18 protein-coding genes and 1 riboswitch are annotated in these 19,602 nt (G+C 33.2%); of the genes, 1 reads left to right on the top strand and 17 read right to left on the bottom strand.

The annotated features are described in order from the left end of the window. Nucleotides 1–143: 143 nt before the first annotated feature. The 17 genes from CLMAG_RS08990 to nikB (CLMAG_RS08915) all read right to left on the bottom strand — a co-directional run bounded on the left by CLMAG_RS08990 (nt 144) and on the right by nikB (CLMAG_RS08915) (nt 16,530). Nucleotides 144–695, bottom strand: coding sequence for a Uma2 family endonuclease (locus tag CLMAG_RS08990; protein WP_066621262.1), 552 nt, complete (start codon nt 693–695; stop codon nt 144–146). A gap of 79 nt (nt 696–774) precedes the next feature. Then, complete coding sequence (locus tag CLMAG_RS08985) at nt 775–2,124, bottom strand: MATE family efflux transporter (protein WP_066621260.1); 1,350 nt, start codon at nt 2,122–2,124, stop codon at nt 775–777. A gap of 142 nt (nt 2,125–2,266) precedes the next feature. After that, nucleotides 2,267–2,449: a M14 family metallopeptidase gene (locus tag CLMAG_RS34250; protein WP_278330518.1), complete on the bottom strand. Its 183-nt coding sequence runs from the start codon at nt 2,447–2,449 to the stop codon at nt 2,267–2,269. A gap of 44 nt (nt 2,450–2,493) precedes the next feature. Next, on the bottom strand, nt 2,494–2,790 hold the full coding sequence (locus CLMAG_RS34245; protein ID WP_278330094.1) for a M14 family metallopeptidase: 297 nt from the start codon (nt 2,788–2,790) through the stop codon (nt 2,494–2,496). A gap of 156 nt (nt 2,791–2,946) precedes the next feature. Next, nucleotides 2,947–3,918: an ABC transporter ATP-binding protein gene (locus CLMAG_RS08975; RefSeq protein WP_066621258.1), complete on the bottom strand. Its 972-nt coding sequence runs from the start codon at nt 3,916–3,918 to the stop codon at nt 2,947–2,949. Continuing rightward, on the bottom strand, nt 3,863–4,711 hold the full coding sequence (locus CLMAG_RS08970; protein WP_066621257.1) for an ABC transporter ATP-binding protein: 849 nt from the start codon (nt 4,709–4,711) through the stop codon (nt 3,863–3,865). Before CLMAG_RS08970 ends, CLMAG_RS08975 begins: the two co-directional genes overlap by 56 nt. A 129-nt stretch (nt 4,712–4,840) precedes the next feature. After that, the gene (locus CLMAG_RS08965; protein ID WP_066621255.1) at nt 4,841–6,397 is read right to left on the bottom strand and encodes an ABC transporter substrate-binding protein; all 1,557 of its coding nucleotides are present in this window, start codon (nt 6,395–6,397) and stop codon (nt 4,841–4,843) included. A gap of 30 nt (nt 6,398–6,427) precedes the next feature. After that, the gene (gene nikC, locus CLMAG_RS08960) at nt 6,428–7,258 is read right to left on the bottom strand and encodes a nickel transporter permease (protein ID WP_066621253.1); all 831 of its coding nucleotides are present in this window, start codon (nt 7,256–7,258) and stop codon (nt 6,428–6,430) included. Between the two features lies 1 nt (nt 7,259). Continuing rightward, nucleotides 7,260–8,198: a nickel ABC transporter permease gene (nikB, locus tag CLMAG_RS08955; protein WP_066621251.1), complete on the bottom strand. Its 939-nt coding sequence runs from the start codon at nt 8,196–8,198 to the stop codon at nt 7,260–7,262. A gap of 62 nt (nt 8,199–8,260) precedes the next feature. Beyond that, nucleotides 8,261–9,019: a class I SAM-dependent methyltransferase gene (locus CLMAG_RS08950; protein ID WP_066621249.1), complete on the bottom strand. Its 759-nt coding sequence runs from the start codon at nt 9,017–9,019 to the stop codon at nt 8,261–8,263. Between the two features lie 194 nt (nt 9,020–9,213). Further along, entirely contained in the window at nt 9,214–10,128 is a 915-nt protein-coding gene (locus CLMAG_RS08945; protein WP_139264088.1) for a DMT family transporter, read from the bottom strand. 109 nt (nt 10,129–10,237) lie between these two features. Beyond that, nucleotides 10,238–11,203, bottom strand: a complete 966-nt coding sequence (locus tag CLMAG_RS08940; RefSeq protein ID WP_066621245.1) for a M14 family metallopeptidase — start codon at nt 11,201–11,203, stop codon at nt 10,238–10,240. Between the two features lie 147 nt (nt 11,204–11,350). After that, entirely contained in the window at nt 11,351–12,316 is a 966-nt protein-coding gene (locus CLMAG_RS08935; protein ID WP_066621243.1) for an ABC transporter ATP-binding protein, read from the bottom strand. Then, nucleotides 12,289–13,095 carry an ABC transporter ATP-binding protein gene (locus CLMAG_RS08930; protein WP_066621241.1) on the bottom strand — a complete coding sequence of 269 codons (807 nt, stop codon included), beginning with the start codon at nt 13,093–13,095 and terminating at the stop codon, nt 12,289–12,291. Before CLMAG_RS08930 ends, CLMAG_RS08935 begins: the two co-directional genes overlap by 28 nt. Before the next feature lie 11 nt (nt 13,096–13,106). Then, nucleotides 13,107–14,708 (bottom strand): ABC transporter substrate-binding protein, encoded by a 1,602-nt coding sequence (locus CLMAG_RS08925; protein WP_242872979.1) that lies wholly within the window; start codon nt 14,706–14,708, stop codon nt 13,107–13,109. Nucleotides 14,709–14,765: 57 nt separating this feature from the next. Further along, nucleotides 14,766–15,590: a nickel transporter permease gene (nikC, locus tag CLMAG_RS08920; protein ID WP_066621228.1), complete on the bottom strand. Its 825-nt coding sequence runs from the start codon at nt 15,588–15,590 to the stop codon at nt 14,766–14,768. Nucleotide 15,591: 1 nt separating this feature from the next. Next, nucleotides 15,592–16,530: a nickel ABC transporter permease gene (gene nikB / locus CLMAG_RS08915; RefSeq protein WP_066621226.1), complete on the bottom strand. Its 939-nt coding sequence runs from the start codon at nt 16,528–16,530 to the stop codon at nt 15,592–15,594. A 137-nt stretch (nt 16,531–16,667) separates the two neighbouring features. Continuing rightward, a riboswitch (cobalamin riboswitch) is annotated at nt 16,668–16,858 on the bottom strand. A gap of 265 nt (nt 16,859–17,123) precedes the next feature. On the opposite strand from nikB (CLMAG_RS08915), the gene CLMAG_RS08910 reads away from it, so the two are divergent. Next, nucleotides 17,124–19,598 (top strand): heavy metal translocating P-type ATPase, encoded by a 2,475-nt coding sequence (locus tag CLMAG_RS08910; RefSeq protein WP_066621224.1) that lies wholly within the window; start codon nt 17,124–17,126, stop codon nt 19,596–19,598. Nucleotides 19,599–19,602 lie beyond the last annotated feature (4 nt).

Here is a 19,602-nt window from a genome sequence, read left to right as displayed (position 1 = left end):
ACTAAAACTTTTTCAAATGCCCTGCATATTATGTAGAGAGTCTAGACTAGAAAAAAAGTTTCAAATCGATACAATTTTAGTATCAATTTGAAACTTTTTCTCATTTTAGAAATATTATAGCACTAATATCATAGACTCATAGGTTATCTAAATATCTTTTCAAGTTCAATTCTTAAATCCTCATAAACTGTACTTACATAGATATCTTTAGAGGAAAATACTGTTGGAGTTCCATAGCTTCCATTAACTAGCTTATATTGCGTTATAGAACCACTGGGTTCAACTATATTATATTCTAAAACACTAAATTTTTGATATATACGAGCTTTAATAAAATAATCATTATCTGAATATTTTTCAGACACCACTTCAAATATTATCTCTGGTGATGAAATAAAACTTTCACCTAAAGTTTTGGCATCTTCACACATAACAAAAATATCAGGTAATAAATTATACTGTTCATTTTCATTTTTAAATATAACCTCTATTTGTTCTGAAAAAGGTTCACATTTACTTCCATCAAAATATTCATCTAACTTCGATAAGATTCTTCTTACTACTCTATTATGCCTTTGAGATGTCCTGGAACTGAATAATATCTCTCCATTTAGATATTCACAAACCCCATCATATTTGCTTTGAATTTCCTCAAATTGTTTTGGTGTAATAAATACATTTCTAAAAGGTTCCATTTTCTCATCTCCTAACATTATACAATATATAATTTCATTATATATATATTATTACCACTTATCAATTGTTTATAATAACTTAACAGTTAATCTTCTTTGCCCAATTACCCTTTAAATAATAAACAAACATACATAACGCTGTTGTAGCCCAGGTTATGGGATATGTAATTGCTACTCCTCGAACGTTATGATAGGAAGACATTATAATAAAGAGCAATACAACTCTAAGTATACATATATTAGATAATATAATTACCATTGGAGGAATGGCTTTTCCTGCACCTCTGATGGTATCGCCCAATACTTCCAAAATAACATAAATCCAATAGAACGGGAATGACGTGAAGATTATTCTCATACCGTAATCAATTACCACACTATCCTGATTAAATATCCCAAAAACTTGATGGCCATAAATAAGTAAAAGCATACTTGACACCATAGTCAGACCTATTCCCATAAGTATACATACCTTAGCTCCTTTTTTTACTCGTTCAACATTTCCTGCACCCATATTCTGCCCGCAAAATGTTGTGATTGCTTGTCCAAAAGCCACAATTGGAAGATATAGAGGCAATTCCACTTTAAAATATACTGTAAATGCAACAATTGCTTCTACTCCTAAGCTATTAATATGGTATTGTGCAAAAACATTAGACAATGTTATTACAATACTTTGAAGTCCAGACGGTATTCCAATCTTAAGAATAGTCAACAGTATCTCTTTATGTATTCGCATTTTTTTAAATTGTAATCTATATTCTCTCTCTGAATTTGTCAAATAATATAATATCAATACAGCACTGATAGTCTGAGATAGAAGCGTTGCCCATGCAACCCCATTAACACCATTTTCAAACATAACTATAAACAGTGCATCCATTAATACATGAATAATCCCACCAGCAAGTTGTATATACATTGGTGTTTTCGAATCACCCATGGCACGCATAATACCAGAACCCATGTTATAGGTAATAACGGAAATGAGGCTTAAAAAATAAATTCTTATATAAGAAACAGCCGGTTTCAGTATTTCTTGTGGAACATTCATCCACTTTAAAAAATATGATGCACCTACATACCCAATAATAAAAAGTACTATTCCTCCGAGAAAACTCAATCCAATTGCTGTATGTATTGCATTTTTTAGTTTTTCTTTTTTCCCTGAACCAAAAATATTAGCAATGATAACACTTGCTCCTACTGACATCCCCGTAAAAAATCCTACCAAACAAGTAATGATCAAGGAACTAGCTCCAACTGCTGCCGCCGCTTCTTTGCCAAGATAATTCCCAACAAAAATCAAATCAACTGTATTATATAATTGTTGAATCAGACTAGATGCCAGCAGCGGCAGTGCAAAAAACAACAACTTCTTCCATATAATGCCTTCCGTTAAATTCATATTCTTTTTTAAATTACTCATTCTAACTACTTCCATTCTTTTATGGTTTCTTTAATCATTTCTCTATTCAACTTATACGTTTTATTTAAACATGCTATAAATGGAGAAATCACACAAATGATTTCTCCGTAAGTTAAAGAAAAATATTTAGATTGACACTCTATTAATGATTTGGATATTCTCCGTAAGCCACTTCAGCCATAGCTCTTGATTTTTCAACAACCTCTGTCGCTGCTGCTCCTACACAATATACATAAGGTGTTAGCTCTTCATATCTATCTCCACAGTGAAGATCAATATAATAGTCTGCATTATTTTGGAATTCTGTTACAACGGTATGACAGATTTTATCTGCTTCTGTTCCTTGTGGGTTTCCAGGAAACTCCCTGTTTAGATTTTTACCATACTCATAGTTCGATGTTCAAAGCCTGTCCGATTCATTAAGGGTAATATAATAAGATTTCCCGTCAATTGAGATGGTGAAATCTCATTAGCTATTTCAATACCTGTCTGAATTCCTACATATTCTGCATTATGTACTCCTCCAGAAATAAATACTGTTTCCCCTTCCTTCTCTCCACAAATAATGGTAACTGGAATCTCTATCTCCGTCCCCTTAACTTGTACATATCCTGATACTTTATCTCCAGTTTTAGCGGACATATTTCCTACTTTTACTGTTTGCATCTATTAATACCTCCATTCTCCTTTAGCACGTATATACTTAGCTAGTATGAAGTGAAAACTTGAATCAGATGGCGTTTCAAACCCCACCTGATTTTTAGTTGAACGAATTCAGTGACGTAGCCGCTCTTTACTCACACTTTGAAGAAGATGGGAGTATTAGAGCGGGTAGTCATCGGATAAATAACAAGCCACTAGATGATTTTTTCCTATTTCTTTTAACTCAGGTTTTTCCTTAAAACATTTATCTATACATTTTTTACATCTAGAATTAAAACCGCAGCCTGGCTGTATATCAGAAGAGCTTGGTGGATCACCGTCTATTATTTCTATTTCAGTATTGCTACTCCCTTTAACAGAGAATATCGATGCTAGCAATGCCTTTGTATATGGATGAACTGCTGCTTCCATAAGCTTATCACTCTCTATCACTTCAACAATTCGTCCAAGATACATTACTACAATTCTGTGACTGATATTTCTAGCTACTGCTAAGTCATGACCAATAAAAATATAGGATAATCCCTTTTCTTTTTGTAAATCAATAAGAAGTTTAAGTATCTGTTCCTGTATAGAAACATCCAGAGCAGAAGTAGCTTCATCACATATTACAATTTCAGGTGATAAAGATAGAGCTCTTGCTATTGCAACTCTTTGCTTCTGCCCTCCACTTAATTGATGAGGATATCTACTGATAAACTCTTCGTTTACCCCAACCATTTGTAAGAGTTTTTTTGTCTCTAAGCTAGCTTCTGATCTATTCATGAGCCTAAAGTTTAAAAGAGGTTCCCTAACAAGTTCTCCAATCTTCATACGTGGATTAAAGTATTCAGATGGATCTTGAAATATCATCTGTAATTTTCTTCGGTTTTGTCTAAGCTTTTCCCCACTTAAATTAGAAATATCTTCATTTTTGTAAATAATACTTCCTGAGGTCAAAGTTTCCAAATTGGCAATTATATTTGCTAAAGTACTTTTACCACAGCCGCTTTCTCCAACTATTCCCAAACATTCTCCAGAGTATAGTTCTAAACTTACATTATCAAGTGCAGTTAACTTTTTACCATCTTGTATATTAAACTGCTTTGTTACATTCTTTATCTTCAATATCGGCACTTTCTCTTGAAGCAAGATTACGTCCCTCCAATTCAGGTATTGCTGCTAACAGCTTTTTGGTGTATTCACACTTAGGGTTATTTATCACCTGTTCTTTACTTCCCCACTCAACTAATTCCCCTTGCTGCATAACTCCTATTTTGTCACACATATAGGCTGCTACTCCTATATTGTGAGTGACTATTATTATGCTTGTATTGAAATTATTTCTAAGCTCCATCATCTGTCTAACTACCTGTGCTTGTACTGTTGCATCAAGGGCACTAGTTGGCTCATCAGCTAATAATATTTCTGGTTCCATAGTCATTGCCATGGCTATACCAACTCTTTGCTTCATGCCTCCGCTCAATTCAAAAGGATAGGAATTCATTATGCGCTTTGCATCAGGTAATCTCAGCTTTTCAAGCATCTGGACAGCTTCAGTATATGCATCTCCTTTTGACATATTAAAATGACTTCTTATGCTTTCAATAAATTGGTCACCAATCTTTCTAATAGGAGTTAATGCCCCTCCTGCATTTTGAAATATCATTGCCATTCTGTTTCCACGCAGTTCTTGCCATTCTTTCTTAGAGTATTTAAGCAGATTTTTATCTTTAAAAACTATATCTCCGGAACAAATAGAAGTCCCTTTAGGTAAAAGACCTAGTACAGCACGTATAAGTGTTGATTTTCCACTTCCACTTTCACCTACTATTCCAATTATTTCTTTACTGTTAACTGACATATTTATATTCTTTACAGTAGGTTCTTGTTTCCCATATCTTACGGATAAGTTATTAATATCTAATATTTTCATACTAATCATTTTCACCACCTTATTATGCAATAATATATAATGAAGTTAAAAATCACTACTTATGAATTTGTTGTATCATAAGCAGTGATTAGTTGTTTGTATCTTATGGATACCAGAATTCACATTGATCTGTTTCTACTATTTTACACTTACCTTATTATCTAAAATATAATAGTCAAGAGGATACATTTTTAATCCACTAACGGTGTTTTTACTAATTATATTAAGCATTGGTGAAACAAGGAATAAATCTGCATTGTCATCTATTAATTTCTGCTGTATCTTTGTAGCGATATCATATCTTGCTTCAGTATTTTGTTCTGTTGCTAATTTATCGATTAGATCATCAACTTCTGGATTACTATAACCTCCACAATTCTCACTTCCTCCAGTTTTAAAGTATGTCTGTAAAAATGACTGAGGATCACCTGTTACTGCTGTATTTACACTTAATAAGCAAAGATCAAATTCCTTACTCTTTAAAACTTTAGCAACGGATTCATATGATTGAAGCTTAGTACTTATACCTATCTCTTTAAGCTGAGCCTGCATTGCTTCTGAAAGTATAGGTAACTCTGAACGGGTTGTATAGAAGGCTAAATTTAATTCTAATTTTTTACCATTCTTATCTAATATACCATCACCATCTGTGTCTTTATAGCCTGCATCACTTAAAAGCTTAGCTGCTTCTGCCTTATCGTATTTATAACCTGTAAGATTCTTATTTCCAAAAGGTAGTGATCCTGGGAATGGTCCAACTGCAGCTACTGCACTACCCTTAAGAAGTGTTTTACCATAAGTTTCTCTATCAATTCCTACAGAAATAGCTTTACGTACTGCTGGATCTTTTAAGAACTCATTATTTAAATTTTCATAGGACAAAATTATTCTTAAACTTGAAATTTTGTCTGTATTGTATTTAGACTTATCCTCAAATAATGACATATTGTTACTTGGAATACTAGTTGCAGCATCAATTTCCCCAGACTGCAAGGCCATTGCACGGGTATTATCATCTTTAATATATTTAAAGGTTGCTTCATCTAGCTTAGCCTTATCTTCCCAATAATCTTTATTCTTTTCTACTACTACTGTTGAATTTGCAGTATAAGATTTAACTTTAAAAGGTCCAGTACAAATTGGAGCTTTAGCAAAGGTATCTTCTGCTGCAGTAGTATCTACTATTGTAGTAAGAGGGTCTGCAATATTCCCTAAAAGTGCTTCATGTGGCTTTTTAGTTTTTATTGTAAGTTCCTGTCCATTTGCACTTATAGTATCAACAAGCAATACTTCACCTGCTCTCTTATTTAGTTTTAATGCTCTTTCAAGAGATGCTTTTGCTGCTTCAGCAGTAACTGCTTTACCACTATGGAACTTAACTCCTTCTCTAATGTGAAATTGCCATGTTAAAGCATCTACTCTTTTCCATGAATCAGCAAGAATTGGTTCTATCTTCATTTCTGCGTTTAATTTAACTAAAGTTTCACCTACACCAAATCTTGAGGTATACCAACCATTAAATTCAAGAGCTGGATCCATATTAGTTGGAAATTGGTTAAAACCAAAGGTAATACTTTTTGGCTTTTCGCTACTGCTCTTCTCAGAAGAGCTGCTTCCTTTACAAGCAGCAAGGCTTGTACACAATAAAACTGTTGTAAATAATAATGCTAATTTTCTTTTTAATTTAACTTTCATTCCTTTAATATCCCCTTAATATTCTTCGTTTTAATATTCTTTATTCGGATCTAATATATCCCTTATACTATCCCCTAGTAAATTAAATATCATCACAGTTACAAATATTGCAATACCTGGATATATCATTAGTGCTGGTACAGTCTGCATATAGTTTCTTCCTTCATTAAGCATATACCCCCACTCAGGAGTAGGCGGCTGAGCACCAAGGCCTAAAAATGAAAGAGATGATATTTCAAGCATCATAGTACCTATATCCATAGTAGCCATTACAATAAGGGACGGTATTATGTTGGGCAATATGTATTTAAAAATTATTTCATGTTCTTTAGCACCTCCCATCTTAGCTGCTTTTATATACTCTTTTTTTCTTATAGACAGTACTAAACTTCTACTTACCCTTGCATATTTAACCCAATCCACTACCGCTAAAGCTATAACAGTATTCATGGAACTAGGCCCAAGAACGCCCGCAATAGCAATAGCAAAAATAATTCCTGGAAAAGCCAGAAAAATATCAGAAAATCTCATTATAATTGTGTCAGCTATTCCTCCAAAGTATGCTGCTAATGTACCTACTGTTGTTCCAACTATAAATACTATTACAACTAGACAAAAGGTCATTTTTAAAGAAGTCAATGCACCATATAATAGTCTTGACAGCAGACATCTTCCAAGATTATCTGTACCTAATAGAAACTCACTGCTTCTGCCTTGAAGTGAATTAGCCATACTTGTTTTAAGTGGATCATGAGGAGCTATATAGGGTGCACATAAAGTTATTGAAACTAAAATTAATACTAATATACATAGAAATATAAATAGTCTATTCTTTTTCGCTACTAATATAATACTCTCCATATCAAGCCCTCTTTTCTAAACGGATCCTTGGATCTAGAAAATAATATGAAATATCTACCACCATGTTAATGAGCACATAAATCACTGTCATCCATACCACATACCCTTGTATTAATGGGTAATCCCTGCTAAATATAGCTTCTATAGCCAACTTTCCAACTCCTGGCCAAGAAAAAATAGTTTCAACTATAGCTGTTCCTCCAAGTAATGATCCCAAAGATAGTCCTAATAAGGTTACAATGGATAAAAGCGAACTCTGCAGAACATGTTTTAACAGTATTACTCTCTCTTTAACTCCTCTAGCCTTAGCACCAATTACATAGTCCTGAGATATTTCCTCTAGTATGGACGCCCTTAGCTGTCTTGTATATTTAGATGCCATTGCAATAGTTAAAGTAGCTGCAGGCATTATAATACTTGTCCACCCTGTATCCCCCATAACCGGTAAGATTTTTAATTTGATTGAGAATATATAAATTAATAATAATCCAACCCAAAATCCCGGCATAGATATTCCAAAAAATGAAATAACTCTGATTATATAATCTAATGCCTTATTTCTATGTAGTGCAGATATAATACTCAAAGGTAGTGCTATAACCATCATCATAAACAGTGATGCTCCTGCCAGCTTAAAAGTGGCTGGCAGACTTGATACTATTAACTCCAATACAGGTTTGCTGTATTTATAGGAAATACCGAAATCACCTCTAAAGACACCTGTTAGCCAATGTAAATACTGAATCAAAAAGGGCTTATTTAACCCTAAATCTTCCCTAACTTGTTGTACAAGTTCCGGAGAAGGGGTTATACCAGTGGCACTAAGCATTATCACCGCTGGATCCCCTGGCGAAAAATATGTCAGTGCAAAAGTTAAAAAAGTAATTCCAAATAAAACAGGAATTAAATGTATTAATCTTTCTATTATGTATTCTCGCAACTTGTCTTTATCATCCTCTCCATTAATTTGTTAAAATTAAAATTTCTCATTTGCATATAGAATTATTTTTCTCCCGCAATCATAAACATAGGTGTAGAACCATAGTTAACTCTTTCAACTTCATCCCATACCCTATTTCCTATTTCCATTTCTATCATTATCTTTTTAAAACCAATACTAAGCAGTTCTTTTGTATCCCATTCCGGTCTGCATATTTTGCTTAGAGGTAAATTTCTTGCAATATCCTCCATTGCGTCTACGTCAGTACAAGTGTAATGATCTTCAAAACCTTTTTCTAAAGTATTTAGTCTATCCTGTTCATAGTCTTTTCTTTTTTCATCATCATGTAAGTGTAAATACCAATTAGCATCAAAATTTAATAATCTTCCACCTTTATCTAATACCCTATGCCACTCTCTATATGCTGCATCAGGCCTTTGAAGATTCCAGGTAAGATTACGGGTAACTATTAAATCAAAAGTATTATCTTCAAACTCTAAATTGTGTGCATCCATTCTCTTAAATTTAATATTGTTTTTGTATATACCTGCATTCTTTTTAGCTTTTTGAAGCATAGCATCTGTGTAATCAACAGCTGTAACCTCGTATCCGCAGCCGGCCATTATTATAGCAAAGAATCCTGGGCCTGTACCTATGTCTAATACCTTTAGCTTTCTTCCTGATACTTTTGGCGCATACTCATTTATTAAATCTATCCATGCATTTCTCTTAAAACTATGTAATTCCTGTAAGTTAACCTCACAATAACCATCTGATCTTCCATCCCAATATTGTTCTACCTTTTCTAAAAGTTCTGCCATATCCTTAATCCTCCATTGCTCTTTTTTATCGTAATAAAATTTCTTATTATTCTATATTAGAGCAATTTTCATGCCAATTCTACAAGCTTGAAATTAGGTTATTACTTTATAATTTTGTATCATTTTGATAACTTCTTTTGTTTCAAAATGATAACCATTGACTTTTCGTTATCATTTTGAAACTGCCCTATATATTATTCTCTATTAACAATCCATATACCTATACAAGCTAAAGCTAATGCTACCAAGCTTTTAATATCCCATATAGAATCTCCCAATAAAACAGCAGATAGCAATGCGCCAAATACAGGTATTAGAAAACTATAAATAGCAATCTTGCCAACTTTATTGTATTTATATAACGCAGACCATACTACTAATGAAACTGATGATAGTAGTGCCATATATAATAATAAAATTCCGCATTTAGCTGATGTAAAAATCAATGTCCCTCCCGAAAATTTACCTATAATTATAAGCATTAAGCTGCCTAATATAAGCTGCCATATTGTTGCCACAAAAACATCATTCTTTTTTACTAATTCTTTGTTGTATATACTGCCTATAGATCCCATAACAGTAGATAAAATTACAAATCCATCACCGGTTAAGTTAAAGTCTAAATTAAAATTTTTACCTTGAAAATTAATTATTATTATCCCTAAAAATCCTATAATCTTTTTTAAAGATAACTTGTCATTTTTATAAATAAAATGTGCTAATATAATACTTACAAAAACCCCCACATAACCCAGTATAGAACTTTTTACCCCTGTAGTATTCGCCATACCAATATAAAGAAAAACATACTGCAAAAGAGTATGTACAATTCCTAAAAGAGTCAAATTTTTAAAATCGGACATAGCTTTAGGCATTATACTTTTTCCCATAGCCTTTTGTATAAGCATTAGAATTATGCCGGCCAGAAAAAATCTATACCCTGCAAATAGTAATTTTGAAAAACTATCCTTTGACTGTATATAAAAAAAGTTATATCCCAATTTAATTGCTGGATATGCACTTCCCCATAAGAAAGTACATAATGTACATAATAACACTATATATCTTTTATCAGTAAGTATTTTATCTAAATTAATTTTCTTCGTCATTTACTCTTTCTGCTCCTTATTTTATATAATTTTCATCTCATATAAACATACTAAAAGGAGAAACCAAACAAATGATTTCTCCATAAGTAAAAATATTTAGTTTACTAAGCTATTTCTGATTTGGATTTTCCCCATAAGCCACCATAGATCCACCCTTAATAATAGATAAACTACTAACCTGATAAAGTAAGATTCCATCCATTTCAGCAACACATATTTCCAATACATTTCCAAAATAGTCCTTAATATAGCCTAAAATTTCTCCTTTTTTAAAGGTGTCTCCTGATCTTTTTGTTGGATACCAGCAGCCGGTGTGTCCAGCATTTTTGTAAATCACAGTTCCTACATCAGTTGGATTATAGGTTCTTTTAGAAACGTCTCCCTCTAAAACTCCTAAATAGCGCAAGACATTTCTAACATCCTCTTTTCCTAGTTCCACCTCTTCCTTGGACCAGATCCCCAGACATCCTCTTTCAATGAGAATACTAGGAATTCCACAGGAACCTGCATAATTATAAGAACCACCAGTACCACAAGGAGATTGCACCAAGTAAGGAACATTTACCACTTCAGCCATAGCTCTTGCTTTCTTTACAACCTCTGGAGCAGCTGCTCCTACACAATACACATAAGGTGTTAGATCTTCATATCCATCTCCGCAGTGAAGATCAATATAATAATCTGCATTCTTTTGAAATTCTGTTACAACGGTATAACAGATTTTATCCGCTACTGTTCCTTGCTGATTTCCAGGAAACTCTCTATTTAAGTTTTTGCCATCCTCATAGACCATGCTCATAGTTCGATGTTCAAAGCCTGTTCTATTCATTAGGGGTAATATAATAAGATTTCCCGTCAATTTGGATGGTGAAATCTCATTAGCTATTTCAATAGCCGTCTGAATTCCTACATATTCTGCATTATGTACTCCTCCAGAAATAAATATAGTTTTCCCTTCCTTATCCCCACAAATAATTGTGACTGGAAGTTCTATCTCTGTGTCCTTAACCTCTACATACCCTGATGCTTTCTCTCCAGTTTTAACGGACATATTTCCTACTTTTATTGTTTGCATCACTCATTACACCTTTCTCATCTAACATATGTACTTTATTCAATTATTATGTGGTTTTACAAAAGTTATGGTTGAGCCAAAATTACTCTAACTTTTAACATCATGAAACCTTAGTATTTCTACCTCTATATTGTGTTATCATTATTATTAATGATTAACAACATGATGGCAGGCTACCTGATGTTCTGGAGCAATTTTACGTAATGTAGGCTTCTCCTCTCTACACTTTTTTATGCAGTACTTGCATCGATTTTGAAATATACATCCTGATGAAAAATCAAGAGTGCTGGTAGCCTCACATTCAATAGGTTCTATTTTTTTATTACGATCCATATGGATTGAGAACAATGCTCCCAATAATGTCTGCGTATATGGATGAGCAGCATTGGTTCCAACCTGATTTCCTGGTATTATCTCCACTATATGCCCTTTATACATTACTGCAATTTCATGAGCAAATGACTGAATCAATGCAATATCATGACAAATAAATACAATACTTATATTTTTTTCTTTTTGAAGTCTAACTAACAAGTCAATAATATTTTTTTGTATAGAAACATCTAATGAAGAGGTAGCCTCATCACATACTAAAATTTCAGGTTCAAGAGAAAGTGCTCTAGCAATACTAATCCGTTGTCTTTGTCCTCCGCTCATATTATGAGGAAATCGATAAAGAAAATCTTCAGGTAATTCAACTAGTTCAAGTAATTCTTTTGCTTTTAATTCTTTTTCATTCTTATTTAAGCGTCCAAAATTCATAAGTGGCTCTGTCAAAATATCTATCACTTTCATTTTAGGGTTGAATGAAGCCAATGGGTCTTGAAACACCATTTGCATATTCTGACGGTTCAGCCATTTTTCTTTTTTTGATAATTCTAGAATGTTTTTATTATGGAAAAATATTCCTCCTTTTGTTGGGGTATCTATTTGAATCAACATACGTACAAAAGTAGATTTTCCGCAACCACTTTCCCCAACAATTCCTAAAGTTTTTTGTTTATATACGTTCAAGTTAATATCATTACATGCTGTAAGGGTTCGATTTTTGGATATGGGAAACTGTTTTATAATATGTTTAGTTTCTAAGATAATATCCGACTCTTTAAACAAAACGATTCCCCCCTAATTTCAGGTATTGCCTTCAATAACTTTTTTGTATACTCGCTAGTAGGATGATTTATAACTTCATCTCTTGTTCCTTGATCTACAATTTTTCCATGTTTCATAACAATCAGTTGGTCTGACATATATGCAGCTATACCTAAGTTATGAGTTACAATAATAATTCCTGTGTTATACGTATCTCTAAGTTCCATCATCTGACGTACAATTTGTGTCTGAGTAGTAACATCAAGTGCACTGGTAGGTTCATCTGCCAATAATAGTTCTGGATTAAAGGTCATTGCAATTGCAATTCCTACTCTTTGCCGCATACCCCCACTTAAATGATGAGGATAACTTTTCATAATGTTTTCACAATCAGAAAGCTGCATTTTTTCCAGCATAGAAACCGCTTTTTCATAGGCTTCATCTTTAGATACATCGCTATGAGTACAAATATATTCTACATACTGCTTCCCAATCTTCCTTAAGGGATTTAAAGTTCCTCCACAATCCTGAAAAATCATTGACATTTTTGTTCCTCTTAACTTTCTCCATTCATCCTTATGGATTCCTAATAAGGATTTGCCTTGGAATTCAATATATCCATCAGTTACTTTTCCAGCTCCAGACAAAGCACCTAATATTGCTCGAATAACTGTAGTCTTTCCGCTTCCACTTTCTCCAACTACACTAATGATTTCACCTTTCTTCATAGAAAGATTAAAATGCTCTATAGTAGGCTTTTGTTTACCATATTGAACTGTCAAATCATTAATTTTCAACATAATATACTCCTTTATTTTGCCAGTGTAATATCCTTTGTTAACCAATAATAGTCAGTTGGATACATAGTAACCCCTTTTACCCTTTTTGATGAGAATAGATAAGTAGTCTCATATCCAAAGAAAACTGTTGCTGCATCATCCATAATTAACTGTTGAATTTGGATAATTAATTTTTTTCTTGAATCCTTATCAAATTCTTTGGAAAGTTGATTTAAAAGCTTATCTACCTCTGCATTCTTGTATCCTGTCTGATTAGTTGAAGATGTACTGTACCAGTTCTCACGTAAATACTTTTCTGGATCCCCAGTATTTGCCACTAGCACGTTCCAGATTAACAAGTCGAATTTACCAGATTCTCTTGTATGTAACATTGTTTCATAACTAACGGTATTTAACTTAACATTTAAACCAATCTCTTTCAAACTTACCTGAGCAGCCTGTGCATAAACACTCAATTCTTTACGGCTAGTATATATAACAAAATTCAATTGTAATGGTTTTCCATCTGGTGTCTCAACAAAGCCATCGCCGTCTATATCTTTATAACCAGCTTCCTTCAATAATGCTTTTGCTCCTTCTGGATTATAGCTATTTTCATCCTTCAATTCCTTAAATCCAAAATCAAGAGTTGGAGGTACTGGTGCTTTTCCCGCTATTGCACCGCCTTCCAGTAGAACATTACTATAAGTTTGTTTATCCAATCCACGGATAAGTGCTTGTCTTAATTTCAAATCACTTAATGGACCTTTGTGATTCATAAAAGCAAAAGTAGATCTTAAAGATTGTAATTTCTGTATATTGTACTTATCAGTATCTTTAAACTCAGCTAAGTTTTCTGCTTTTAAATTGTATGCAATATCAACCTCACCTGTCTGTAATGACATGGAACGAGTTGTCTGATCCTCTATACATTTAAAGGTAACCTTATCTAAGGGTACGTCACCATTCCAATAATTCTTATTTTTTATAACTACACAAGAATCTGTTGGCTTAAAAGATTCTACAGCATAAGGCCCTGTACAAATTGGTCCTTTCATTGCGAAAGAGGCTGTATCAACATTTGTATCAACAATCAAGAACAATGGATCAGCTAAACTTCCTGGAATTACTGCAACTGGTTCTTTTGTAGTAATTTTAAGATTCTGTCCATCCACTTCTATAGAAGCTGGTTCAAAAAAAGAAACCGCACGCTTACTTAATTTAAAAGTACGTTCCAAGGACTTCTTTACCATTTCTGGAGTCATATCATCTCCATTAGAGAATTTAACTCCTTTACGGATTTTAAATGTCCACGTCTTTCCACCTTCACTAGATTGCCAACTTTCTGCCAAACAAGGCTCAACTTCTCCTTTTTCATTAAAGCGAACCAAGTTTTCTCCCACTCCATATCTAGTTATAACCCAACTGAAAGACTGCTCTGTTGGCTCTAAAGTATCAGCAAAACTAGTTACACCTATGGTAACCTCTCCACCTTTTTTTGATACATTAGCTTTATCCTTAGAATTTGCACAACCAGCCATCAGTGATAAACTTATTGTACTTGACAAAATCATACCTAATACATTTTTAAAAAACTTATTCATTTTTATATTCATTCCTTTCGTTGAAGGCATAAAACGTTATGAAAGCATTTCTTTCAACCTTATTACTACCTCACATTTTATATTTTATTACTCTTGCCTAGGATCTAAAATATCTCTTAAACTATCACCCAGCATATTAAATATTATTACAACAACCACAATTGCAATACCTGGATAAATCATCAGCCATGAAGCTTTTGACAAATATGTTCTTCCTTCATTTAGCATAAGTCCCCATTCTGGTGTAGGTGCCTGTGCTCCAAAACCTAAGAAGGATAAAGCCGCTAGCTCTAACATCATAGTTCCAATATCTGTAGCAGCTGTAACTATCATTGTAGTTATTATATTAGGAACTACATATTTCCATAGAATATTTTTTGTTTTTGTGCCAGATACTATTGCAGCTTCTATGTAAAGGTTTTTCTTAATTTTTAAGACCATACTTCTAGACAACCTAGCATATTTCGTCCAACTTACTGCTGAAATTGCAATAACTGCATTTACCATATTGGGTCCCAATAGTCCAGCAATAGCAATAGCTAATACTAACCCTGGAAACGAAATCATCATATCTGCAATACGCATAATTATGGCATCCATGATTCCTCCAAAATATCCTGCAAAAATTCCAAGTGTAGTTCCAATAGTGAATATTACTGCTACTAAATAGAGTGCCATAGACAATGAAGTCCTGGTTCCATAAATAACTCTTGACAATACATCTCTTCCTAGTTTATCAGTGCCCCATATATATATGTCTCCTGGTGCTGTCAAAGATTTAGTCATATTAGCTTCGTATGGATCCATTGGCGCAATGAAAGGAGCAAAAATAGCAACTCCTATAACTACCAATGCAAGAAACAGAAAAAAAGTAAATTGTTTGTTAAATTTTAAGAAATTAATTAGCTTCAAACTACAGTTCCTCCTTCAATCTAGGATCCAGACTATTATAGGAAAGGTCAATCAACAAGTTAATTCCCATATATAAAAGAGATATCCATAATACATAGCCTTGTACTAGAGGATAGTCTCTGCAAGATATAGCCTTTACAGCCATACTTCCCATCCCTGGCCAGTTATAAATTATCTCCACCACTGCAGTTCCTCCTAAAAGACTGCCTAGAGAGAGTCCTAGCAATGTAACAAGAGGAATCATCGCATTTGGCATCACATGGCTCCAAAGAATTGCTCTTTCTTTAATTCCTCTCATACGTGCACCAATTACATAGTCTTGACGCAACTCATTTAAGACAGCTATACGAACTTGTCTTGTGTATTTTGCTGACATTGCAATAGCCAAAGTTATTGCCGGAAGAATTAATGCTTTAAAATCTGTACTTCCTCCTGAAACAGACACCCACCTTAGAGTAACACCAAAAATACTCAATAAAATCAAACCAATCCAAAAGCTAGGGACGGAAATTCCAATGAAGGTAATTCCTCTGATTAGATAATCTGGCCACTTATTCTGATAAACTGCTGATAAAATGCCCAAAGGCACTGATATGACTATCATAATAAGCAATGATACTAAAGTCAGTTTTAAGGTAGGCCAAAAACAAGCTGTTAATTTCTGTACAACTGGTACTTTCATAGAATAGGATTTCCCCATATTCCCAGTAAGAACACCCTCGACCCAATTTCCATACTGTGTAAGAAACGGTTTATCCAATCCAAGCTCTGCTCTTGTTTGTTCTAATAGTTTAGGTGTTGGTATATTTCCACATTCTGTAAGCATAATTTCTGCTGGATCACCCGGCGATAGATATGTTAAGCCAAATGTAAAAAAACTAATACCTATCAAGACTATAAGAATTTGTAGCAACCTTCTACCTATTTGTTTTTTGTTCATTTTTTCACCCTCATCATTTATCCACATTTCGTAATACAATAACAGCCCTTTCTATTGATAATAGAAAGGGCTGTTATTGAAATATCATAGCATTTATGCACAACAATTAAACATACCCCCTATCCATCGTAGAGTTATGATCTCTATAGCAACAGGCAGGTCTTCTGACTCTAGTATCATAATCACCTCTTGCCTTCCCAATTGTTCAGTGGCATTCTCAGAGGGACTCCTCTATTACAGCGGCGGGACCGTACAGGAATTAAACCTGTTTCCCTTTTAATCAAAAACTAGCTAATCTAGCTTTTAAACCTATTACCTTTAAATATGAAATTTTACTAATATTAGTATACATATTTATCAATATTATGTCAAATATTTCTTTTATTTTTAAAAAAAATATAAAAAATACCATATATTAAGATTTTATAGAATATTTTCTAATCTTATTGACAAGATTAAAATACCTTAATATAATAAACATATGAACAATAATTCATATGTTCATACTTTTCAACGATAAGATAGTACTTTTAATCACAGGCTAATTCATATATGAAAAAAATAAACTACATTACATAATGAGGAGGAAGACTATGGGTAAAGAACTTAAAAAGCTTAGCAAAAATAATTTAAAGTTATCAACCAAAAATATTGATAAAAAAAATATTAACATCAGGTCAAAAAAATTTGATAGTAAAAATATTCAAAAAGAGTTCATTCTTCAAGGTTTAGACTGTGCTCACTGTGCATCTAAAATAGAGGAGCAGGTTGGTAACATTAAAGGAATAAATTCAGCAAATGTTAACTTTCTAACTAAAACTCTAACTTTAGAACTTGAAGAAGTAAATAGTGTACAAGACTTGATTGCAGCAACTTCTGTTAGAATTGAAAAAATAGAGCCTCATGTAAAAATAGAAGAAAAGCTATCAAAAAAAGCTTTTAAAAAAGAACTATTACTTGAAGGCCTATGTTGTGGTAACTGTGCTGCCAAAATAGAAAGAGAAGCAAATAAGATAGATGGTGTAAAATCTGCTATGGTGGATTTTATATCTACAAAGCTTACTTTGGAAATAGACAACCTCTCCAAACAAGATGCAATTATGGAAAAAACAAAGAAAATAGTCAAAAGAATAGAACCTCATGTAAAAGTGATTGAACTTGAAAATAAGAGCAAAACATCACAAAATAAGACTCATGATCATGGACATGAATATGATGAAAGCAATAAAAAAGAAATAATCAAGTTAGCTGTTGGTGCTGCAATCTTTGGAATAGCAACCATTTGGAACTTTTCAAATACTATAGAATTAATGCTTTATCTAATAAGCTATATGCTTGTTGGTGGTGGAGTAGTATTAAGAGCATTAAAAAATATAAGCAGAGGACAAGTATTTGATGAAAACTTTCTTATGGGTATAGCAACTATTGGTGCTTTTTCTATAGGACAATATCCAGAAGGTGTTGCTGTTATGCTTTTCTATCAGTTAGGAGAAATGTTTCAAGGAATTGCAGTTAACCGTTCAAGAAAATCTATTACCGCCCTTATGGATATAAGACCTGATTTTGCTAACTTAAAAATAGGTAATGATATTAAAAAGGTATCACCAGAAGAGGTTAGTGTAGGTAATATTATAATAGTAAAACCTGGAGAAAAAGTTCCACTAGATGGTAATGTAATTGAAGGTAATTCAATGATAGATACTTCTGCTTTAACTGGTGAATCAGTTCCTAGAGAAGTAGGATTAGGCGATAATATTTTAAGTGGATCTATTAATAAAAATGGACTTTTAACAATTGAAGTAGAAAAAGAATTTGAAGATTCTACGATTGCTAAAATATTAGATTTGGTTCAAAATGCAAGTAGTAAAAAAGCTCCAACGGAGAACTTTATTACAAAGTTTGCTAGATACTATACACCAGCCGTTGTTTTTTCAGCTTTAGCCTTAGCCATACTGCCAACCTTATTTATCCAAGGCGCATCTTTCTCCCAATGGCTATATAGAGCTTTGGCATTTTTAGTAGTATCCTGTCCCTGTGCTTTAGTCATATCCATACCACTTGGTTTCTTTGGTGGTATAGGTGGAGCTTCAAAAAATGGAATACTTGTTAAAGGCGGTAACTATTTAGAAGCTTTAAACAATGTGGAAGTTGTTGTATTTGATAAAACAGGGACACTTACAAAAGGTGTCTTTAAGGTAACAGAAGTAAAAGCACAGAATAATGTTTCAAAAGATGAGCTTTTAGCTTATGCAGCTTATGCAGAAAGTTATTCTAATCATCCAATAGCAAATTCTATATTAAATGCTTATGGTAAGGAAATAGCTAAAGATTCAATACAAAACTATAAAGAAATATCCGGTCATGGTGTAAAAGTTTTAGCTAACGGTAAAGAAATATTAGCTGGTAACTATAAACTAATGCTTGAGGAAGAGATAGCTTATGAACAGGTTGAAACTATAGGTACAGTGGTGCATGTTGCTGTAGATAAAAAATATGCAGGATATATAGTAATATCCGATGAAGTTAAAGAGGATTCATCCAAAGCTATTAAAGCTTTAAAAGCTATTGGCATCAAGAAAACAGTTATGCTTACAGGTGATAATAATACTGTTGGGACTAAAGTTGCCAAGCAGTTAGGGCTAGATGAAGTTTATACTGAACTACTTCCGGATCAAAAGGTTGAGAAAGTAGAATTACTGAATAAAACAAAATCACCTAAGGGTAAATTAGTATTTGTAGGTGATGGAATAAATGATGCCCCAGTTCTAGCAAGAGCAGATATAGGCATAGCAATGGGTGGTGTAGGTTCCGATGCGGCAATTGAAGCTGCTGACGTAGTTATAATGACTGATGAGCCTTCTAAGATTGCTTCAGCAATAAAAATAGCAAGGAAAACAAGAACTATAGTAATGCAAAATATAATCTTTGCTTTAGGTATTAAGCTTATTTTATTAGTCCTTGTAGCTTTAGGTGTAGGTACTATGTGGGAAGCTGTTTTCGGTGATGTTGGTGTAACGCTACTTGCTGTATTAAATTCCATGAGAGCAATGAAAACAGAAAATATATAATTAT

The organism is Clostridium magnum DSM 2767 (assembly GCF_001623875.1).
Classification (GTDB): Bacteria; Bacillota; Clostridia; order Clostridiales; family Clostridiaceae; genus Clostridium_AM; species Clostridium_AM magnum.
This window is presented reverse-complemented; position numbering and strand designations above follow the sequence as displayed.